This is a genomic window from Cohnella cholangitidis (assembly GCF_014107495.1).
Taxonomy (GTDB): domain Bacteria; phylum Bacillota; class Bacilli; order Paenibacillales; family Paenibacillaceae; genus Cohnella; species Cohnella cholangitidis.
Genome location: NZ_CP041969.1, coordinates 5,091,366 through 5,108,384, shown reverse-complemented (window position 1 = coordinate 5,108,384; position 17,019 = coordinate 5,091,366). Strand labels below are relative to the sequence as shown.

11 protein-coding genes and 1 pseudogene are annotated in these 17,019 nt (G+C 52.7%); 1 reads left to right on the top strand and 11 read right to left on the bottom strand.

Annotated elements, in window-relative coordinates:
• Positions 1-126: 126 nt before the first annotated feature.
• The 5 genes and pseudogenes from FPL14_RS23560 to FPL14_RS23540 form a co-directional block, all read right to left on the bottom strand.
• Positions 127-717, bottom strand: a complete 591-nt coding sequence (locus tag FPL14_RS23560; RefSeq protein ID WP_182300032.1) for a non-ribosomal peptide synthetase module — start codon at positions 715-717, stop codon at positions 127-129.
• A gap of 152 nt (positions 718-869) precedes the next feature.
• Positions 870-1,514, bottom strand: a complete 645-nt coding sequence (gene yihA, locus FPL14_RS23555; RefSeq protein WP_182300031.1) for a ribosome biogenesis GTP-binding protein YihA/YsxC — start codon at positions 1,512-1,514, stop codon at positions 870-872.
• Positions 1,515-1,567: 53 nt separating this feature from the next.
• A pseudogene (gene lon / locus FPL14_RS23550) lies at positions 1,568-4,020 on the bottom strand (endopeptidase La).
• Between the two features lie 118 nt (positions 4,021-4,138).
• Complete coding sequence (gene lonB, locus FPL14_RS23545; RefSeq protein WP_182300030.1) at positions 4,139-5,902, bottom strand: ATP-dependent protease LonB; 1,764 nt, start codon at positions 5,900-5,902, stop codon at positions 4,139-4,141.
• 106 nt (positions 5,903-6,008) lie between these two features.
• Positions 6,009-6,911 carry a LysR family transcriptional regulator gene (locus FPL14_RS23540; RefSeq protein WP_182300029.1) on the bottom strand — a complete coding sequence of 301 codons (903 nt, stop codon included), beginning with the start codon at positions 6,909-6,911 and terminating at the stop codon, positions 6,009-6,011.
• Positions 6,912-7,053: 142 nt separating this feature from the next.
• On the opposite strand from FPL14_RS23540, the gene FPL14_RS23535 reads away from it, so the two are divergent.
• Entirely contained in the window at positions 7,054-8,511 is a 1,458-nt protein-coding gene (locus tag FPL14_RS23535; protein ID WP_182300028.1) for an MFS transporter, read from the top strand.
• A gap of 68 nt (positions 8,512-8,579) precedes the next feature.
• Here the strand turns inward: FPL14_RS23535 and FPL14_RS23530 are convergent, their stop codons facing one another.
• From FPL14_RS23530 to tig, 6 genes are all read right to left on the bottom strand, one after another.
• Positions 8,580-11,867, bottom strand: a complete 3,288-nt coding sequence (locus tag FPL14_RS23530; RefSeq protein ID WP_229263639.1) for a DEAD/DEAH box helicase — start codon at positions 11,865-11,867, stop codon at positions 8,580-8,582.
• 24 nt (positions 11,868-11,891) lie between these two features.
• Positions 11,892-12,374, bottom strand: a complete 483-nt coding sequence (locus FPL14_RS23525; RefSeq protein WP_182304123.1) for a PCYCGC motif-containing (lipo)protein — start codon at positions 12,372-12,374, stop codon at positions 11,892-11,894.
• A gap of 1 nt (position 12,375) precedes the next feature.
• Positions 12,376-13,476 carry a flavodoxin-dependent (E)-4-hydroxy-3-methylbut-2-enyl-diphosphate synthase gene (gene ispG / locus FPL14_RS23520; RefSeq protein ID WP_182300027.1) on the bottom strand — a complete coding sequence of 367 codons (1,101 nt, stop codon included), beginning with the start codon at positions 13,474-13,476 and terminating at the stop codon, positions 12,376-12,378.
• A 120-nt stretch (positions 13,477-13,596) separates the two neighbouring features.
• Positions 13,597-14,853, bottom strand: a complete 1,257-nt coding sequence (gene clpX, locus FPL14_RS23515; protein WP_182300026.1) for an ATP-dependent protease ATP-binding subunit ClpX — start codon at positions 14,851-14,853, stop codon at positions 13,597-13,599.
• A gap of 56 nt (positions 14,854-14,909) precedes the next feature.
• Positions 14,910-15,506 (bottom strand): ATP-dependent Clp endopeptidase proteolytic subunit ClpP, encoded by a 597-nt coding sequence (gene clpP / locus FPL14_RS23510; protein ID WP_182300025.1) that lies wholly within the window; start codon positions 15,504-15,506, stop codon positions 14,910-14,912.
• A gap of 193 nt (positions 15,507-15,699) precedes the next feature.
• The gene (tig, locus tag FPL14_RS23505; RefSeq protein WP_182300024.1) at positions 15,700-16,989 is read right to left on the bottom strand and encodes a trigger factor; all 1,290 of its coding nucleotides are present in this window, start codon (positions 16,987-16,989) and stop codon (positions 15,700-15,702) included.
• Positions 16,990-17,019 lie beyond the last annotated feature (30 nt).

Below are 17,019 nucleotides of genomic sequence, written 5' to 3'. Positions count from 1 at the left end.
ATAGCTGCCCCGGAGAGCTAATACGTCCTAAAATATGCCGCCGAGGCAGGGAAAGTGCCTGCGCCGGCTAAAAAGAAAAGAGCCATCGGAATGGCTCTTCTTCTCTATTGTGATTAACCTGCTTGCTTAAGCTTCTAACGCGAACAATAGACGGCTATGATATTTCAACTTTTGGTCGATTTCGGCGATGAGTTCAGGTTTTTTCGTTTGATTGCGAATGTCGAGCAGCTCGTTCACGGTTCCGCGCAAACGGCTTATTTCCTCTTCGACCGAGAACAACTTGAACCGGGATTCCAATCGGCCTAGCGTATCCTTATGCTCGAATACCGTCCTTAGAATCGTTCCTTTGCTTTCCACGATCCGAGCAACGTTACCCTGAATATAATGATATATCATCGTAAAACCTTGATAAATCCGATTTACTACCGCATCGCCTTTGAAAGAAGAAACGAGTTTGCGTAAAGCGTTGGTCAGCTTGGGTTGAACGACGCGGCAAGTCAATACGCACTGGTACTGTCCGTTCGTGCGTTCAAAAGTCAGGCGAATGGATTCACCGCCGGCATCTTCTTCCAACACGATCTCCTGATTGCCGTTATCCAATACAAATACTTGCAGACGAAGCTGCTGGAACTCGCACAGAGAGATCAATCTCGGCATTTCGGCTTCCGTCAGTGTCAGAGTGGCATTGACATACTCCGTGGCTACGCGTTGAGCCATAAAATCTCCTCAATTCCCATTGTCTTGCGATTGTGTTACTCGATAATTAATTTTATTATACGCCAATTCGCAAGCCGTTTCCTCTCGCCCAAACTTGATATTCCCGGGAAAAACGCGCAAAAATCGATTTCTCCCGCGATCCAGCCAACCTTTTACCCGTTATCCTCTGTTTCCTGTACGTTGTTAAGGGGTTCAGAGGGGGGATTAAGCGGTATTCCTGCCGATTGCATGATAATGCTCCATAATTCGTCTCTTCCTTGTCCCGTTTCCGAAGAAAACAAGACGAGCGGAACATGACCCGGCATTCCCAGGCTTTGGCGGATGATCTTCATATGTTTAGGCCATTGCGATTTGGATACTTTATCCGCTTTGGTCGCCACGACGGCCATCGGGATTTCGTAATGGGAAAGCCACTCATACATCCGCACGTCGTCCGCGGAAGGCGGATGCCGCAAATCGACCAGCTGCAGCACTAACTTAAGAGGCTCTCGCCCTCTTAAATACCGCTCGATCATTTTACCCCACGCTTCTCGCTCGGACTTGGATACCCGGGCATACCCGTAACCGGGAAAATCAACGAAGAATAGATCTCCGTTGATTCTGTAGTAGTTCAGCGTCTGCGTCTTGCCGGGCTGTTGGCTCGTCCTGGCCAAATTGCGGCGCAGCAGCATTTTGTTGATCAGGGAAGATTTCCCTACGTTGGAGCGGCCGGCCAAGGCAATCTCCGGCAAACCATCCTCCGGATATTGGCCTGGGCCTACCGCGCTAATGACAAATTCCGTTTGCTTGATCTTCATGTAACCAAAGGTCTCCCATCCATGTGTATCGAATCCGCCAGAGCCGAATTCCGTCAGTGCGTTCCAAGCGGCGGTACGTCCTCCGCTTTATCGTCTACTGGAGTCTGGATCGCCGAGGCCCCCGCCTGCAGCTCATCCTCTTCCTGACCGGTAACGCCCGCTTCGATTGAACCCAGGCCCAGCGGCTCCGACAGGGCATGCTGCAGCACTTCATCCATATGAGCAACCGGAACGAACGTCATGTTCGCCCGCACGCTTTCGGGAATGTCGCGCAGATCCCGTTCATTATCCTTGGGCAGCAGCACCTTCGTAATTCCGGCGCGATGCGCGGCCAAAGATTTCTCCTTCAATCCGCCGATCGGAAGCACGCGGCCGCGCAACGTAATCTCGCCCGTCATGGCTACTTCCCGCTTTACTTTGCGGTTAGTCAGAGCCGAGATAAGAGCGGTAGCCAGCGTTATCCCCGCTGACGGACCGTCTTTCGGGATGGCTCCCTCCGGAATATGAACGTGAATATCGTTCTTCTCATGGAATTGCGGATCGATGCCGAACTCCTTCGCGCGGCTGCGCGTATAGCTGAACGCGGCTTGAGCGGATTCTTTCATGACGTCGCCGAGTTGGCCCGTTAAGGTCAGCTTTCCGCTCCCCGGCATTACCGTAACCTCGATGACGAGAGTATCTCCTCCAACTTCCGTCCAAGCAAGCCCGGTAACGGCGCCGATCTGGTCTTCCTGTTCCGCCATGCCATAGCGGAATTTCGGAGGTCCGAGCAGCTCTTTCAGCTTCTCCTCGTCCACGACGAACGGAGACGCTTCGGCGTTCGCTACGATCGCCTTGGCCGCTTTCCTGCAAATGGAAGCCAGCTGCTGTTCCATGTTGCGGACGCCGGACTCCCTCGTGTAATGGCGGATTAAGGCCATAAGCGCTTCGCTCTCCAACACGAGCTGGTCATCTTCCAAACCGTGATTGCGTTTCTGCTTCGGCAGGAGATGACGTTCCGCGATTTGCAGCTTCTCTAATTCCGTATACCCGGGAACTTGAAGAAGCTCCATCCGGTCAAGCAGCGGCCTAGGGATATTATGCACGACGTTGGCGGTCGTTACGAACATGACGTTCGACAGATCGAAAGGCATCTCGATATAGTGGTCGCTAAACGTCGTATTCTGTTCGGGATCGAGCACTTCCAGCAATGCCGAAGACGGGTCGCCCCGAAAATCCATCGCCATCTTGTCGATCTCGTCAAGAAGGAACACAGGATTAGCGGAGCCGGCGTTGCGCATTCCTTGCAGAATGCGTCCCGGCATGGCTCCGACGTAAGTCCGGCGATGACCGCGAATTTCCGCTTCGTCCCTTACTCCTCCAAGCGATATCCGCACGAACTCGCGTCCGAGAGACGATGCGATGGATTTGGCTAACGAGGTTTTGCCGACCCCCGGAGGCCGACCAAGCAAAGGATCGGACCCTTCAGCTTCTTGACCAGCTTCTGAACGGCCAAATACTCCAGCACTCTTTCCTTTGGCTTATCCAGACCGTAATGCTGGTCGTTCAATATCGCTTCGGCGTTCTGAATGTCCAGATCGTCTTCCGTCATCTTCGTCCACGGCAAGGCGAGCAGCCATTCGATATAAGTCCGGATTACTCCGCCTTCCGCGGAAGAAGCGGGCATTTTCTCCAGACGGTCGATTTCCTTCTCGACTTTGGCGGAGATTTTCTCCGGAAGCTCCGCTTCCTTGAGCTGCGCCCGAAGCTCTTCGACTTCTCCGGCGCGGCCTTCCTTCTCTCCAAGCTCTTTCTGAATGGCCTTCATTTGCTCCCGCAGGTAATATTCCTTCTGGGTTTTCTCCATCTGTTTCTTGACGCGCTGGCTGATCTTGCGCTCAAGCTCCAGCACTTCGCGCTCGTTGTTGAGAAAATCGAGCAGCTTCTCCAAGCGAGGCCGAACTTCGACCGTTTCGAGAATTTCCTGTTTATCTTTTATTTTAAGCGACAGATGGCTCGTGATAACGTCGGCCAGCCTACCCGGCTGATCAATGTCGGATACGGCGGCAAGCGTCTCCGGAGTGACCTTCTTGGATAGGTTGATATAGTGCTCGAACTGGCTAAGCACGGCGCGCATAAGCGCGTCCAGCTCCGAATCGTTAGTCTGTCCCTCGTGCAATTCGCGGGCCAGCACCTCGTAAAAATCATCGTTGGGCAAATACTGCTCGATCTCCGCCCTCGTCACGCCTTCCACCAGAACACGAATCGTTCCGTTGGGCAGCTTCAGCATTTGGCGTACTTTGGCAATGGTACCGACCTGATAAATATCTTCCTGGGTCGGTTCCTCGATATTGATCTCCGATTGCGAGCAGAGCAGGATCATATGATCGTCGATCATGCATTGCTCCAACGCTTTAACGGATTTCTCCCGGCCTACATCCAAGTGAAGCACCATGCTGGGATACACGAGTAGCCCTCTTAAGGGTAGCAGGGGTATGGAACGGCTTATCTGTTTGCTCGAACCCATAATTGACGCACCTCGCAGTTCTGGAACGATTTCAAACACTCCAGTCATTGTATCAAATGTATTCGCTCGCCGCAAAAAAGAGCCTCCCTTTAGGGCGGCTCTCCGAAAAATCGCCTTCCTACCCTTCGATTCGAAGATTAGCTCCGTCTAACGATTTAGGCTCGTTAAGAACCGGCGTTGCATGCAACACCGAACCGGTCGGAGCCGCCGCGAACGCGTCCGCCGCAACCGGCAGTTCTCCCGCTTGCCAGTTCGTCTCCGCCCACGGCAATAGATCTCCGAATACATGGCGGAAAACGTCCTCCATCCGATCGACCGGAATGACTCGAACTCCTTCCAGCCCTTCGAATATCGCTTGCCAATTTTCTTTCGGAATAAGGACGGTTTCCGCGCCGGATTGGAAAGCCGCTTCTACTTTGGCCACTACTCCGCCGACCGGCTTAACCGCGCCATGAATGCTGATTTCCCCGGTCATGGCGATTTTGTTGTCTACGGGCTGCTTGGTCATGGCCGAAGCGATCGCGACGGCCATCGCTACGCCGGCGGAGGGCCCGTCCACCGGCGTGCCGCCCGGAAAATTAACGTGCAGGTCGAAATTATCCGGTTGAAATCCGTTACGTCGAAGCACCGTTAATACATTGTCAAGGGAGCCTTTGGCCATGCTTTTGCGTCTCAACGTCCGTTGTCCGCCGCCTAGCTCTTCTTCCTCCACGACGCCGGTAATGTTCATCTGTCCCCTGCCGTGCAAGGCCGGAATCGCGGTAACTTCGATCTCGAGCAGCGCTCCCATGCTTGGTCCGTATACAGCAAGTCCGTTCACGAAACCGACTTGAGGCTTGGATGGCACCTTGCGGTCGGGCCTAGGCGGCAACTGGCTGCTGTTGACAACCCATTCCACGTCGGCAGCGGTCAGCTCCTCGCGATTCTCCGACAGAGCGAGACCGGCGGCTAACTGAATAATATTCACCGCTTCGCGTCCGTTCGTCGCATACCGTTTCACGACGTCCAGCGCGTCCTCGCGCGGAGCGAACCCGATCTTGTGTATCGCGTTCTCGGCGATCTGGGAGATCTCTTCGGGAAGCAAAGGCCGGAAATACACTTCCATGCAACGGCTTCGCAGCGCGGGCGGAAGCTCGTTAGGCGATCTCGTCGTTGCTCCGACGAGCCGGAAATCCGCCGGCAACCCGTTCTGGAAAATATCGTGAATGTACAGCGGAATATTCGTATCTTCCGCATGGTAGTACGCGCTTTCCAAATAAACCTTGCGATCCTCCAGCACCTTGAGAAGCTTGTTCAGTTGAATAGGATGCAATTCTCCGATCTCGTCGATGAACAAGATGCCGCCGTGCGCTTTCGTGACCGCTCCCGGTTTCGGCTGGGGAATGCCGGCGACTCCCATCGCCCCGGCCCCTTGATAGATCGGATCGTGCACGGAGCCGATCAACGGGTCCGCGATGCCGCGTTCGTCGAACCGGGCCGTCGTCGCGTCGATCTCCGTGAACTTAGCCTCCATGCGAAAGGGAGACAGCTTGTTCTTTTTCGCTTCCTCCAAGATGACGCGCGCGGCAGCGGTTTTCCCGACGCCCGGAGGACCGTATACGAGAACGTGCTGAGGATTGCTGCTGCACAGGGCCGCTTTCAGCGCCCTAAGCCCTTCCTTCTGTCCGACGATATCCGAAATGACCGCCGGCCTCGTTTTCTCCGACAACGGCTTCGTCAAGGAGATGGAGCGAAGCTTGCGCAATTTGTCCATTTCCTTGCGGGACTCTCGATCCACGGAGCTGCGGTTGTTCTTCTGGTTGCGCAGCAAATTCCAAAAGTAAATGCCGATTACGACGGCAAAAAAAACTTGTACCAACATAAGAACCAAACTTAAAGTCATCAGGATCATCCTCCCCGTTCATGCCCTCGGGCAGGCACGGCCAAAGACAAAGAAACCGGCACCCGGGCTATACTTGGTAGTATTGCCCGATTGCCGGAAGATATAGTCATACGGGAAGCGCTTCGACTTCCTTCTTTTCATAAAATTCAATGACGAATTCGCGGAACAGCCTTACGGCGGGAGACAAATATCGCTTATCTTTCCACTCGAGGCCCACCTCGCACCTACACACGGGATCCTTCACGGGAATCCAGCTCATATTTGGCAACCTTAACCCTTTCGAAGGGGGTAACAAGGCCACGCCCAGACCGGCGGATACGAAACCCGCCACCGTCTGCAAATCCTCCGCTTGATATTTCACCTTCGGCGTAAATCCGGTTTGACGATAACTTCTCTCTAACACCGCTCTGAACCCGCAGTTCGGATTATGATCGATGAAAGGTTCATCTTCCAACTCTTTCATCCAAACGCTATTCCTCTCCCCGAGCCTATGCCCCTCCGGCACGACCGCGAACAAATCCGTCTCGAACAACAGCGCCCGGTTGACGCCCATAATATTCGAACAAGGAGAGACGATGGCAAGATCCGATTGCCCGGAATCGAGCAAACCACGAACCGTTTGATAATTTCCTTGCTCCAATTCAAAGCGAATGGCCGGATATCGCCGGTGAAAGGCGCTGATTAACTTAGGTACGACCTCGCTGCCTAGAATATTCAAGAACGCAAGAGAGACGACTCCCGATTCCGGATTGGCCAGCTCGGATATTTCCTGCTTGCCTAAACCGACCTGGCGCAACGCCTCTTCCACTCGTCCTGCGAACAGCTTGCCGTAGCGGTTGAGTTGAACGTTCCTTCCGCTCCGCTCGAAGAGCTGAACGCCTAGTTCCTCTTCCAGCTTGGCAAGAGAATGGCTGAGCGCCGGCTGCGTAATATTCAGAACTTCCGCCGCCTTCGTCACATGCTGGGTACGAGCGACGGTCAAAAAGTATTCCATCTGGTTGAGTTCCAATGTTCATCCCCCTCCATACATGAGCGAAATTTATTAATTATATCAAAACAATAAATTAGACAATATGAATTGTCAAATTTTACAATGGAGCCACGGACGGATGCATCCGCTGAACGCAAACGACTGGAAGGATGATAAGACTATGAACGCAAACCCCGTTCGGAAATCCCCCCGACGAGGATGGACGCTGTTTATTTTATGCTTCGGAGTTTTCATGATTTACTTGGACGGAACGATCGTCAACGTCGCCCTGCCCGATATACAATCCGGGATGAACGTAGGCTTGAAACAACTGCAATGGGTTGTCGACGCGTATGCCATTACCTTCGCATGCTTGCTCCTTGCCGCCGGTTCCATCGGAGACGCTATCGGGCATAAGATAGTTTTCATGACCGGGATGCTCGGTTTCACGATCAGCTCCGTGCTGTGCGCGATCTCGGATTCCATGGACGTTCTGTTAATCGGCCGTGCTTTGCAGGGCATTTTCGGTTCGCTGCTAATCCCCGTTTCTCTGGCGGTTATTCGCAGCCTGTATGAAGACCCCGCCGCCAGAGCGAAAGCCATCGCGGTTTGGACGGCCTTGGGGGGAGTCGCTCTAGCCGCGGGGCCAGTCGTTGGAGGATGGTTGGTAGATACTCAAGGCTGGCAAAGCATATTTTGGATTAACGTTCCGGTCGGCGTGCTTGTTTCGATCGCTCTCGTCTTTACGATGAAGGGCTCTCGCCCGAAGAAAACGACGTCCATCGACTTTTTCGGGCAGCTTCTATTTATCGTCGGTATAGCTTCGCTCGCCTTCGGTTTGATCGAAGGAAACTCCTATGGCTGGGGCGATTCTTGGATCGTCGCATCATTCGCGGTATCCGCGGCAAGCCTGTTCATATTCGTAATATGGGAATGGCGTCATCCCCATCCGCTATTGCCGCTTGCTTTTTTCCGAGATCGGATTTTCGTTGTCGTTTGCCTCATTAATTTCACCGGTTTCTTCGGACTGTTTAGCGTCATTTTCCTGCTCACTCTATATTTGCAAAACATTAACGGACTTTCCGCCGTAGATACGGGCATCCGCTTCCTTTCGCTGACCGCGAGCATCATGATCGCCTCGTTCCTAGGCAGTACGTTGGCTACCCGATTGGCGCCGAAAATCATGATTCCGCTTGGTTCCGTAATCGCGGGAGCGGCGCTTATCGCATTAACCGGCATCGAAGCCGACAGAGGGTACGCCACCTATTGGTGGGCGCTTTCTTTACTCGGCATCGGAGTTTCGTTCGCCGGAACTTCGGCCACCGTCTCCCTGATGACCTCCATGTCGCCGGAAAGGGCCGGCATGGCGTCCGGAGTCGCCAACACTTTCAGGCAGATAAGCGCGGTAGTCGGAGTCGCGCTCTCCGGGAGCTTAATTACGAATCAAATACGCCCAACATCATCCGCGTCAGGCAATGAACATAACCGATTCGGCGATGCTATGTCTTTCATAGAAGGAATGCACTCGGCGTTGCTGGTTGCGGCAATATGCTGTATCGCGGGCGCTTTAATCGCGTTCGCGATCTTGAACGGCTTGCCGTCTCGCCAAGCGGCTGCGGTCGCCGCCGACAAACCGTAAACAAAGGGCTGCCATCGGGAAATAACCCCGTTGACAGCCCTTTGATACGTTGCGATTAATTAAATCGTCTACATCTCCAACAACTCGCGTACATCTTCTTCCGTGAGCGTCGACAGTGCCGTCTCGCCCGGATGGATGACTTCTTCTATTAGATCTTTTTTGCGTTGCTGAAGCTCCAGCATCTTCTCTTCGATCGTACCTTGCGCCACTAGCTTGATGACTTGAACGACCTTCTTCTGCCCGATGCGATGCGCTCGATCCGCCGCCTGTTGCTCTACGGCGGGATTCCACCATAAATCGTACAGCACGACCGTATCCGCTCCGGTCAAGTTCAAGCCCGTGCCTCCCGCTTTCAACGAAATCAGGAAGACGTCCCTCTCGCCCCCGTTAAACGCGTCGCACATGGCCAAGCGCTGAATGGAAGGCGTCGTCCCGTCCAAATAAAAATACGGCGTATCTCGTCCATCCAGCTCCTGACGGATAATATCCAGCATAGAAGTGAATTGGGAGAAAATGAGCATTCGTTTGCTGCTTCCCTGGCACTCGTCGATAATTTCGAGCAATTGCTCCAGCTTGCCCGAAGTCCCCTCGTACCCTTCCAAGAAAAGAGCGGGATGACAGCATAGCTGGCGCAGCCGGGTTAATCCCGCCAAAATTTTCATGCGGTTGCGTTGAAAACCGCCATCCGCGGCAAGATCCCGTTCAATGTCGGATTGCAGCTTCTCCAGATAAGCAAGGTAAAGCTTCTTCTGTTCCGTCGAGAGCTCCGAAGGCTGCACGCTTTCGATTTTGTCGGGAAGCTCCTTCAACACTTCCCCTTTCAGACGGCGAAGAATGAAGGGGCGAACGATCCGGGCGACTTTGTCCCGCGGCATTTCGGCGAACGATTTTTTCCCGCTGAACAGCCCGGGGAATATCGCGTCGAAGATCGACCATAGCTCATCCAGCGAATTCTCGATCGGAGTTCCGGTAAGCGCGAATCGCTGACCCGCCTTCAACCGTCTTACCGCATGCGAAGTAAGCGACGCATGATTTTTGATGGCCTGCGCTTCGTCGAGGAAGACCGTGCGGAAATGCTGTTTCTCGTACCATTCGATATCTCTGCGAAGAAGAGGGTACGAGGTAATCCAGACGTCGACGTCCTTCATCTCCGACATGAGCTCGCTCCGTTCTTGGCGATCGCCGGCCGCAACGACCGTTCTGAGCCCCGGAGCGAACTTCCCGCATTCCCGCTCCCAGTTGTAGATCAACGAAGCCGGAGATATGATCAATACCGGCGAAGGAGAAACGTCTTCCTCGGCAGAACGGGCTGTTTCGGATACGATATAGGCAATGCTCTGCACGGTCTTGCCTAATCCCATATCGTCCGCCAATATTCCGCCTAACCGGTAATGGGATAATGTTTTTAACCATTGGTAGCCGTATTTCTGATAATCGCGAAGCACGGAATCCATATCGGGCGGAATTTCGAAATCGAGATTGTCGGGATTCCTTAAGTTATCCCATAACTTGCGAAGAGACTTCCCTAGTTGAATGCCGGGCGATGCTTTGCCGAACTGATCCATCAACTGAAAGCCTCTCACGGCAGGCATCCGAATGCGGTTTCCGCTCATATCCGGCTTCCTGAGATCGAGTTCTTCGAATAGACGGTTGATTTCCTTGAAGCTTTCCTGTTCGAGGGAGAGAAACTCCCCTCCGGGAAGACGGTAGTACTTCTTCTTCTCCACGAGATTGCGCAGCAGATTCTGAATCTCCTGTTCGTCCATACCCTCCATGTCGAAGGACACTTCGAGCCAATTGGTCCCGACGTCGATATCCAGACGCGCCTTGGGCGCGTACTCCACGGTGCGCATGACCGTTTTGACCGAGTCGGTCGCGTAAACTTCTACGTCATCGCCCAGTTGAGGAAGGATGTCAAAGAGAAAATCGTAAATATCGTCTTCATGGTCCAAGTAAACTTCTTTCCCGTTAAACTTAAAGGAAGAACGTTCGATCAACGCCATAATCCGATTTTCCCGATCCAGATCGCGCATGAGAATGACATCATCGCGGGCATTCTTAATCGCGTTTTGCGGTAAGGGCGATATAATGATGTCGTCATAAGCATACTCAAGTCTGGCCAATAGCCTGTCTTCCTCGAAATTCAAATACAGACGGGCGTTAAGCGCCGGATTAACGATCCGATCGGCGATCCGGGGAGAGATTTCTACGTTCACGAACTGATTTAATCCTCTGACGACCCGATCGATGAAAGGCTCGATCTGGTCGGGAGCGATCAGTAGACGCGTGTGCTTCTCATAATGGAACATTCTCTTCAGGTCCGAAATTCGTTTTAGCTGGTCCGGATCCGATTTGAAGAGCAAGCCGTTCACGATGGCAATTCCGTAGTTGTCCATAAAGGTCGAATTTTTCAAGCCTTCGATTTCGAGCTGGTACCCCTCTCCCGCCGAGTTGAGCTGAACCGATATCGGCAACGCCCCGTCGATCAACTCCAAGCGGTGCGCGCCCGCCGCCCTGTCCTCGAAGCTGATATTCACGCGCTCCAGCAGCGGCAACATCCTTTCCCATATCGCGGGCGGGATGACCAAAATTTTCTCTTCCCGGTGAGAGTACGAAGAGAAAGAATGGAACAGGTCCTTGTAGATCTCTTCTACTTTCATAGCTTCGACGAGCAGCTCGATGAACCGGGCGTCCGGTTCCTTGAACGTATGCTCGGACGGGTCGTAAGTAAAATGCTTCGCGAACGTCATCGGCGTGCCGGCGTCCACATGCCCCAGAAAATCTTTGATTCTCTGGACGATATATAGCCGGGATAACCCGATCTTCATCGAGACGGCAAACATAGGCTTACTCGAGAAGCTCTTCACGATTTTGCATGAATACTCTACCTCGAGAGGCAACGTTTCAAATCTCTCGTCGTCGACTGCGCTTAACTCCGCGTTCGCCTGTCCGCTTAACACGCGGTCGAACAAGAAAATAACCTGCTTCGTCAGATGCGTGTCCTTCTCGGAAATCGCTTCATGCTCCGGAGCAGTCTCTTCCTCCTCCGATTCCGCAAGCTTAAGCAGCACGGCCGCGATATGTTTGCAGAACGAAAGAGGCGTATAGGCCGAGCAATCGCAGGAAGCGCCTATCTCTCCGTCTCCGTCGATGACGACCTCAACCTCGTATCGGTTACGATTGGATCCTTTGACTATTGCTTTGTATCCCGTATCCTCGGCTTCTCTCCGGACGGAAAGAACTTGCCCCGCCCGGAAATAAGCTTCGCCGCGCATATAGGAGGCCGGACCGCAAAGCTCTTGGATCGATTGCTTATTGAGCGCGAATTTCTTCACATCCCCTATTCGAGCCATCATTCATCATCCCGCATTCCGTTCTGATCAGCTGGGCGGCATTGGCGTATCCGTCGGGTTAGCATAACCCGAGGCGTATTTACTGTCGATATACTCGCGAATTTCCAAGTTCGTCTTGCCATCCTGCTTCATTTGAGCGGAAACCATGGCAATCTGCACGCATACGCCGCACCTTGTCCCGTGATCGTCCCATTCCACGGAACCGTCATCTCTGATCTCGTTAATAAAACAATTCAGGTTGCTCTTATGACCCGCGCTATCTCCGCAGCCGCAATAACAAGGAATCCATTGCAGCGTGTCGCCTAACGTGCCGGCGACTTGATAAGCCACTTGAACGGCGTTCTGTTGCGTATCCAGAAAGGAAGGCAACTTCTGCGCGGAGACGGTAACCTCCCGCAAATCGCCGTTCGGAGCATGGCCGATATGATCGGAGTGGGACGCCTGATCTTTCGCGCATGCGGTAAGGGCAAGCATCCCCAGTCCGATTATCGTAAAGGTCAATCTCTTCATTTTATCCATGTTTGCGCCCCGGAATAACGCCCGTCTCTTCATAAGAAGCCACGATCGAGTCGATTTCTTTTTTCAATTCGCTAACGAGCTCCGCTTCCGGCACTTTGCGAATCATCTCGCCGTAGCGGAACAGCATCCCTTCGCCGCGGGCTCCCGCAATGCCGATGTCGGCTTCGCGAGCTTCGCCTGGCCCATTGACCGCGCAGCCGAGAACCGATACTTTAATCGGAACCTTAAGCTTGGACAAATATTCTTCAACCTCGTTCGCTACGGCGAACAAATCGATGTCCAAACGTCCGCACGTCGGACAGGAAATAAGCGTAGGAGCGTCCGTAATCAGTCCGAACACTTTTAGCAATTCCCTTGCGGCCTTGATTTCTTCTACCGGGTCCGCGCTTAAGGAAATCCGCATCGTGTTGCCGATTCCATGGTTAAGCAGAACTCCGAGGCCCGCCGAGCTTTTGATCGTACCCGAGAACAGCGTACCCGCTTCCGTAATGCCCAAATGCAACGGATAACGAATGACTTCCGCCGCTTTCGTATAGGCTTCGATCGCCATTGGGACGTCGGATGCTTTAAGAGAGACGATAATATCGTGAAAATCGAGTTCTTCGAGAATGCCGATGTGGAACAATGCGCTTTCGACCATCGCATCGGCGGTCGGATAGCCGTATTTCTCAAGCAGGTGATTTTCCAGAGATCCGGCATTAACGCCGATCCGGATCGGAATGCCGCGTTCTTTGCAAGCTTGTACGACCGCCTCTACCTTCTCCCGGCGGCCGATGTTGCCCGGATTGATCCGGACTTTATCGATTCCGTTCTCGATGGCCAGCAACGCCAAACGATAATCGAAATGAATATCCGCGACTAGAGGAATACTGATCTGCTGCTTGATCGCTTTAATGGCCTCCGCCGCTTCTTTATTGTTCACGGTTACGCGCACGAGCTGGCAGCCTGCTTCTTCGAGCCGTTTGATCTCGGCGACCGTCGCCTCGACATCGGCTGTTTTCGTCGTGCACATGCTTTGAAGGATGACTTGGTTATTGCCGCCGATCGTTAAATTGCCGACTTTAACGGCAACGGTATCCGTACGTCTGAACATATGATTTTCTCCCCTGTATACGCCAAAGTCCACCCCGCGGTTAGGCAGGGTGGAACCGGCAATCTAGGCGAACTCCGCTTCGGCCGAAAGGCCTTGTTGGCGGCTTTCGTCCTGCTCCCGTTACGCGCTCTCTTCTTTTTTCTTGCCTTTTTTGGTCGTAAGCTCCGGCGACATCTTCTCCTTGATAACCTTCTCGGTTACCAAACAGTTGACTACGTCATCGCGCGAAGGCACTTCGTACATCACGTCGAGCATGATGCCCTCGATGATCGCCCTTAGTCCCCGTGCTCCCGTATTCCGCTTGATTGCCTCGCGGGCGATTTCTTCAAGCGCGCCGTGTTCGAATTCGAGCTTGACGTTGTCCATCTCGAGCAGCTTCTGGTATTGCTTCACCAAAGCGTTCTTCGGCTCGGACAAGATACGGACAAGAGCTGGCTCGTCGAGAGGCTCCAACGTCGAAATAACGGGAAGACGTCCGACAAACTCGGGGATAAGCCCGAATTTGAGCAAATCTTCCGGTTGCGCGAGAGACAAATATTCTCCCGGTTTCAAATCCTTCTGACCTTCCAGAACGGAGCTGAATCCGATGACTTTTTTGCCGATGCGCCGTTTGATCAATTGTTCGAGACCATCGAACGCGCCGCCGCAAATGAACAGAATGTTCGTCGTATCGATTTGGATGAACTCTTGGTGCGGGTGCTTGCGTCCGCCTTGCGGAGGGACGGAAGCGACCGTTCCTTCGAGAATTTTCAGCAGAGCCTGCTGTACGCCTTCGCCGGAAACGTCGCGGGTAATGGACGGGTTCTCCGATTTGCGGGCCACTTTATCGATTTCATCGATGTAAATGATACCGCGTTCAGCTTTCTCCACGTCGTAATCCGCCGCTTGAATGAGCTTAAGCAAAATATTCTCGACGTCTTCGCCCACGTAACCGGCTTCCGTCAAGGACGTCGCATCCGCGATCGCGAACGGTACGTTCAAAATTTTTGCCATCGTCTGTGCAAGCAATGTCTTACCGGAGCCCGTAGGACCGACAAGCATGATATTGCTCTTCTGCAGCTCTACGTCTTCGATCTTGGATTGGGAGTTAATCCGCTTGTAATGATTATATACGGCAACCGATAACGACTTCTTCGCTTGCTCTTGGCCAATGACGTATTGGTCCAAAATGTTGCGAATGTCTTTCGGTTTAGGAATATCCTTCAGATCGAGATCTTCTTCATGTCCGAGCTCTTCTTCCACGATTTCCGTGCAAAGCTCGATACATTCATCGCATATATATACGCCTGGACCGGCTACCAGCTTGCGGACCTGATCCTGGGATTTGCCGCAGAACGAGCACTTAAGCTGGCCTTTTTCGTCGCTGAATTTAAACAAGGTAAACCCTCCTTAGTAAACCGCATCTATCGTCCATTCGGACGGAATCGTCATCCTTATGCTTTATCTGGAGCAACGGGAGTGGTAATAACCCTGTCAACCAATCCGTACTGTACCGCGTCTTCGGCGCTCATGAAATTATCGCGATCGGTATCCCGTTCGATTTTCTCGTAAGGTTGGCCGGTGCGGTCAACGTAAATTTGGTTAAGCTTTTGCTTGGTCTTCACGATCCAATCCGCGTGGATTTTAATATCCGACGCTTGCCCTCTCACGCCGCCAAGCGGCTGGTGAATCATGATTTCGCTGTTCGGCAAAGCGAACCGTTTGCCCGGCGCCCCCGCGGTCAAGAGCAGGGAGCCCATGCTAGCTGCCATTCCGACGCAAATCGTTGAAACATCCGGCTTAATGAATTGCATCGTATCGAAGATTCCCATGCCGGCCGTCACCGAACCGCCCGGGGAGTTAATGTACAGGTGGATATCCTTCTCTGGATCTTCCGCTGCCAAGAAAAGCAGTTGGGCGATAATGAGATTGGCGACATCGTCGTCAATCGCGCTTCCGAGAAAAATAATCCGGTCCTTCAAGAGCCTAGAATAGATGTCGTACGACCGCTCTCCGCGATTCGTTTGCTCGACGACCATTGGTACCAACATGTTACCAACCCCTTTTCTCATTGGACTTCAAATCTCGGTAATAGTTTAACACGTTCAAATCGGAATGTCATGTTGACGAGTTCTTTTCGGGCGAACGTCGAACGGCAACGGTCTTGAAATTATGTATTCGGGGTGAAAAATAAGGCACGCGGGTTTCACGTGCCTTTACTATGTTCGTTCTCGTTGTGCGGTTTTACGCGGATTTGCTGTTATCGATCAGGAATTTCACGGCTTTGCGAACCTTCAGGTCGCCAGTCATCGTATCCAGATAGCCATTGGCAGCGAAAATGTTGCGAAGTTCTTCCGCGGAACGGCCGTAGAGCTTGGACAAATTCTCGAGCTCTTCGTTAACGTCGTCTTCGGAGATGCTGATGTTTTCCGCTTTGGCGATTTCCTCAAGAACGAGGTTGTTGCGTACGCGTTTCGCGGCGTCGCCATGCATTTGCGCTTTCAGCGCGGCTTCGTCTTGACCGCTGAATTGGTAATAGAGGTCAATAGTCATGCCTTGCTGACGAAGACGGTTTTCGAACTCCTTCAACATAAGGCCGATTTCGGTATCGACCATGACTTCAGGTACGTCAAGCTCGGATACTTCCGAAGCTTTATCCACGATTGCCGCTTCGCGAGCGATTTCCGCGTCTTTAGCTTTACGGTCTTTCAGCTTGCTGGCCAAGTCCGCTTTGTACTCTTCCAACGTATCGAACTCGCTTACGTCTTTAGCGAATTCATCGTCAAGAGCAGGCAGGTTTTTGCGTTTGATTTCGTGCAACTTCACTTTGAACACAACTGCTTTACCGGCCAGCGTAGGTTCTTGGTAGTTTTCCGGGAAAGTAACGTTGATGTCCTTCTCCTCGGCGATGTTAAGCCCGACGACTTGCTCTTCGAATCCCGGAATGAAGGAACCGGAACCAAGCTCTAGCGAATAATTCTCGCCTTTGCCGCCATCGAACGGAACGCCATCCAAGAATCCTTCGAAGTCGATGGAAGTGTGGTCTCCTTCTTGAGCAGGACCTTCGTCTACGACGACAAGCTCGGCGTGACGGTTTTGCAAACGCTCCAACTCGGCAGCGATTTCTTCATCGGAAACTTCCGAACTTTCGATCGGAACGACCAAACCTTTATATTCGCCAAGCTTAACTTCCGGTTTAACCATAACTTTAGCTTTGAATTTGAACGACTGTCCTTTGCCGAATTGCTCCACGTCTACGTCCGGACGATCGATCGGCTCAATGCCGGCTTCGTCGATTGCTTTCGTGTAAGCTTCCGGAAGCAAGATATCGATCGCATCTTGATAGAGGCTTTCGATTCCGAACCGAGCTTCGAAAATGCCGCGCGGCACTTTGCCTTTACGGAATCCCGGTACGTTTACTTTTTGTACGACTTTGCGAAATGCCTTGTCCAAAGCAAGAGAAACTTGCTCCGCATCCACTTCAACTTCAAGAACCCCGACGTTCTTCTCTATCTTTTCCCAGTTTGCTGTCATTTTATGCTTTCCCCTCCGTAACATCTTGCC

Excerpts from the sequence above, each read along its gene's own strand:
- FPL14_RS23560 (WP_182300032.1), bottom strand. The coding sequence starts at position 717 with ATGGCTCAACGCGTAGCCACGGAGTATGTCAATGCCACTCTGACACTG.
- yihA (WP_182300031.1), bottom strand. The coding sequence starts at position 1,514 with ATGAAGATCAAGCAAACGGAATTTGTCATTAGCGCGGTAGGCCCAGGC.
- lonB (WP_182300030.1), bottom strand. The coding sequence starts at position 5,902 with ATGACTTTAAGTTTGGTTCTTATGTTGGTACAAGTTTTTTTTGCCGTC.
- FPL14_RS23535 (WP_182300028.1), top strand. The coding sequence starts at position 7,054 with ATGAACGCAAACCCCGTTCGGAAATCCCCCCGACGAGGATGGACGCTG.
- FPL14_RS23530 (WP_229263639.1), bottom strand. The coding sequence starts at position 11,867 with ATGATGGCTCGAATAGGGGATGTGAAGAAATTCGCGCTCAATAAGCAA.
- FPL14_RS23525 (WP_182304123.1), bottom strand. The coding sequence starts at position 12,374 with ATGAAGAGATTGACCTTTACGATAATCGGACTGGGGATGCTTGCCCTT.
- ispG (WP_182300027.1), bottom strand. The coding sequence starts at position 13,476 with ATGTTCAGACGTACGGATACCGTTGCCGTTAAAGTCGGCAATTTAACG.
- clpP (WP_182300025.1), bottom strand. The coding sequence starts at position 15,506 with ATGTTGGTACCAATGGTCGTCGAGCAAACGAATCGCGGAGAGCGGTCG.
- tig (WP_182300024.1), bottom strand. The coding sequence starts at position 16,989 with ATGACAGCAAACTGGGAAAAGATAGAGAAGAACGTCGGGGTTCTTGAA.